4 protein-coding genes are annotated in these 3,440 nt (G+C 68.7%); 3 read left to right on the top strand and 1 reads right to left on the bottom strand.

Features of this window, described 5'->3' with window-relative positions; all coding sequences use genetic code 11:
- The 3 genes from DMB66_RS62090 to DMB66_RS58325 form a co-directional block, all read left to right on the top strand.
- On the top strand, positions 1 to 1,033 hold a 1,033-nt coding region (locus DMB66_RS62090), incomplete at its 5' end, for a hypothetical protein (RefSeq protein ID WP_199753279.1).
- 388 nt (positions 1,034 to 1,421) lie between these two features.
- Positions 1,422 to 2,000, top strand: a complete 579-nt coding sequence (locus DMB66_RS58330) for a helix-turn-helix domain-containing protein (protein WP_125812534.1) — start codon at positions 1,422 to 1,424, stop codon at positions 1,998 to 2,000.
- A 592-nt stretch (positions 2,001 to 2,592) separates the two neighbouring features.
- Positions 2,593 to 2,841: a hypothetical protein gene (locus DMB66_RS58325; protein WP_125812533.1), complete on the top strand. Its 249-nt coding sequence runs from the start codon at positions 2,593 to 2,595 to the stop codon at positions 2,839 to 2,841.
- A 193-nt stretch (positions 2,842 to 3,034) separates the two neighbouring features.
- Here the strand turns inward: DMB66_RS58325 and DMB66_RS62085 are convergent.
- Positions 3,035 to 3,440, bottom strand: a 406-nt coding sequence (locus DMB66_RS62085) for a hypothetical protein (protein ID WP_158647717.1), incomplete at its 5' end; no start/stop codon positions are given.

The following is a 3,440-nucleotide window of genomic DNA, read 5'->3' as shown; positions in this document are numbered from 1 at the left end:
GCTGTGGGAAGTGTTCGCGCTGGACGACCGGGCGCCGGTCTTCGTCGTCTCACAGGACCCATTCCAGACGGCCGGCCCGGACACCGATCTCTACCCGGAGATCTGGAACGCTTTCCGTGACTGGGACGGCATGCGGGACCTCGCGGATGCTGTCGCTGCGGTGTCCCCGGCGGAGTTGTCCGCCTGGCGGCATGCGGCCGGGCAACGGTACTGGACTGCGGTCCTGGCCGAGACCATGACCGAACTGCGGACACAGCTTCAGGAATACACGGCACGTGCCGGAGTCGCCGCCAACGGCGTTGCCCGTCGCGAGGACTGGGAGAAGGAGCTTGACCATCTCGACGGGGCCGCCCAGGCCGCTCTCGACAGTCTCGTCGAGGAAGTGGTGCGACGGTACGGAGACACCGCCGAGCTCCAGGTCGAGCTGCAGCGGACGCTCGACGAGTGGTTCGCTAGACACGAGGCCCGCCTCCAGCGGTTGCGGCAGTCGATCCGCAAGACCAGGGAGCGGGAACGTGCCCGGCCCTCCTGGGCCGGTTTCGCCTCGCTGGTCGCGACACTCGAATCTGCGCAGGATGCCCCGGCCGCGACAGAGACCGGTGCTGTCGCGGGACATCTCGACAAGGTCGGGACCATGCTGATCGGTACCCTGAAGGTCGCGAGCGACGCCGCCAAGTCGACCTCCGGCAAGAAGGCCCGTGTACTGAAGGCTAACGAGGGCTGGGGACGGCACCTCGGCACCGCTGAGGCCGCGCTACCCATGGTCGTCTACGCGGCGCAGTTCATCGACGACTATCGGGCCGGCAGCGCACGCCAGAAGCAGGAGCGGGCGACCGCCGAGAGTCTGCGGCAGGCCGCCGACGAGTGCACACGGCGCATTCGTGACACCTGGCAGCCATTCGTCGACGAAGTCCGTGACGAGATCATCGCGGAGACGGCAGATCAGGTCGACCTCGACGCAACCCTGCGCGAGTTCGTTGAGCAACTGCGAGAAGCCGTTGCCGCAGGTGACCGTCTCTTGAGCGGGCACTGAACCGTCTTCGACGAAGCCTTCTCGATCGGCGACCTGGTCCTCGACGGCACTTTGATAGGCGTCAAGACCTACCTGGACCCGTCTTGTTGAACGACGCTCAGGATGAGGACGTGGAGGGGGTCTGCGTCGTTGCCGGGGAGCGCGTGCAGTCCGGGCTGATGGCTCTCATGCGCGGCGCCAGGGTGAGCGGGCGGCCCGACGGCGTGAGCGCTCAGCGTCGGAGGGCTGGGCGACCGGCAGTGGGCCGGTGCTCCCGGTGACGGTGAAGGGTGTCGATGGCGTCTGTCGTGTGCGGACGGTGTCCGGCCTGGTCCGGCAACACGGGTTGGCCCCTGGACCGTCCGCGGTGTGGTAGGCATGCTCACCGACGTGCGAGGAGCCCGCTGTTGTGATCATGGTGCTGGACGCCGGCCGGGTCGACGCCGACCTGGCCGCCGGGGCCCTGGCCTGCCCACGGTGCCCTGGCGTCCTGCGGCCGTGGTCATGGGCTGCCGTGCGCCGGGTGCGTCAGCTGGACGGTGCGATGCTGGCGGTGCGTCCCCGCCGGGCCCGGTGCTCGTCGTGTCACGCTACCCAGGTGCTGCTACCCGCCGGCTGCCTGCCGCGGCTGGGCGACGCGGCCGAAGTCGTCGGCGCGGTACTGGTGGCCAAGGCGTCCGGGCGTGGCAGCCGTAGCATCGCCGCTGAGCTGCACCGGCCGGTCTCCACCGTGCGCCGCTGGCTGCGCCGGGTCCGCGGCGAGCACGTGAGCTGGCTCCGCCGCCGCGGTGTCGAGCACGCCCACACCTTCGACCCGGACGTGCTCACCGGTCTGGTCGCCCAGCCCAGCCCGCTGGGCGATGCGGTGCAGGCCCTCGCGGCCGCGGTCGTCGCCTACCGTCGCCGGTTCGGGCGTCCGGTCGAGCCGTGGGAGCTGATTGTCGTGCTCGTCCGCGGCCGGCTGCTCGCTACGGCACCCGCGGGCTGATCGAGGACGACCGTCGCGGCACGTCTGCGTCCGTGATCCGGCGACACCACGAGCGGCACCGCGACAGCGTGAACACGACCCGCGACACCACGAGCGGCACGCCGACAGCACGAGCACCAAACAGCTCTACTTCCTGCTCAAAAGCAATGTCGCCGTCATGCTCATGCCGAACGTCGCGCAACACCGTCTCCGCACTGGACCCATGTGTCGATCAGGTTGTCGGCTACGCTACGCGGCCACCTCGCCGCAGGTGGGATTGTCCTGCTGGCCGTTGCGGCTGCCGTCACCGTGGTGGTCGATGAGCGGGAGTGGCCCCTGGACCTGGCGACCAAGGTGGCACGGCTGCTGGCCGAGAGCGCCGCCCTCGTCGCGACCCGGATCGCCGGCGACGCGCACATCGTGAACCTCGGATCAGCGCCCCGGCGGATCCGCAGCGGCTCGCCACACTGCTGGACGCGCTCGGTGATTACCCGCTTGCCCGCCAGGCGCTACTGTCGGCTCTACACCTGCCGGCGTCGAATCGCGACCCGCTGGCCGAGCTCAGCGACACCTGGTTCAGGCGCTGCTCGGCGGCGACCTCGCCACCAGCTACGTGCGGGCGCACTGGCATCTCACCCTGCCCGACAGCGCCAAGGCCCAGGTCAAGCACCTCGCCAATCCCGCCGGCAGCTGGGTGAACGAGCACATCGTGCGCGCGCACCCCGACGTCACATACTACGCGCTGGTGCTGTTCGAGGCGTTCGCCGTCACCGGCGTGCTGATTCTGCCCACCCCGCAGCTCGGCGCCATCCATACGCGCTGGGCAAACGGCATCTGGGCGCCGAGGTCGAGCTGCAGCTGACCCGCCGCAACTGACAGACGATCCGTGACGAGCCCGAGCGGTTCCCTGCGCTCGAGGTGAGGATCTGGTGCCGTAGGCGGACGCGGCCAGCGGCGCGGAATGCCGCTTATTTTGCTTCAAGTTACGAGCCAGGGAAGCTGGGCAGCTACTCCAAATCTTCGTAGCCCATTTTGTTTGGGCTGCCTTCACTTGGCTATTCGAAGAGGTCGGCCAGCACGCCGACGCCGGCGTTGAGTTGGTCGAGGAGGTGGTCGCTGGTCGGTTCGCTTGACTCCACTACCGCCTGGCCGAGGCCGGGAAGAACGGCGATCGTCTCACCTTCGGTGAGGGAGAGTCGCCAGCTTCCGTCGGTGGCGTAGACGGCTACTCCATGGCAACGCCGGTATTGGCGTGTCGCGGCGAGTAGCCGCGGCAGACGTGGGTCAAGAAGAGGATCCGCGATGCCTTGCACGCCAAGGCGGACTTGGATCGCTGCGGCGCCGGGTGGCGCGTCGAGAGTGAGGTCGTCAAGGCCGAGCTCGGACGCCGTGCGGGCACACCAGAGATCATCATCGATGAATGTAATGGCGCCCAGGAGCTGTAAATCGACTTCGGCGCGA

It is taken from the genome of Actinoplanes sp. ATCC 53533, assembly GCF_003947245.1.
The sequence above is the reverse complement of the archived record's forward strand: the minus strand, read 5'-3'. Positions and strand labels throughout refer to the sequence as shown.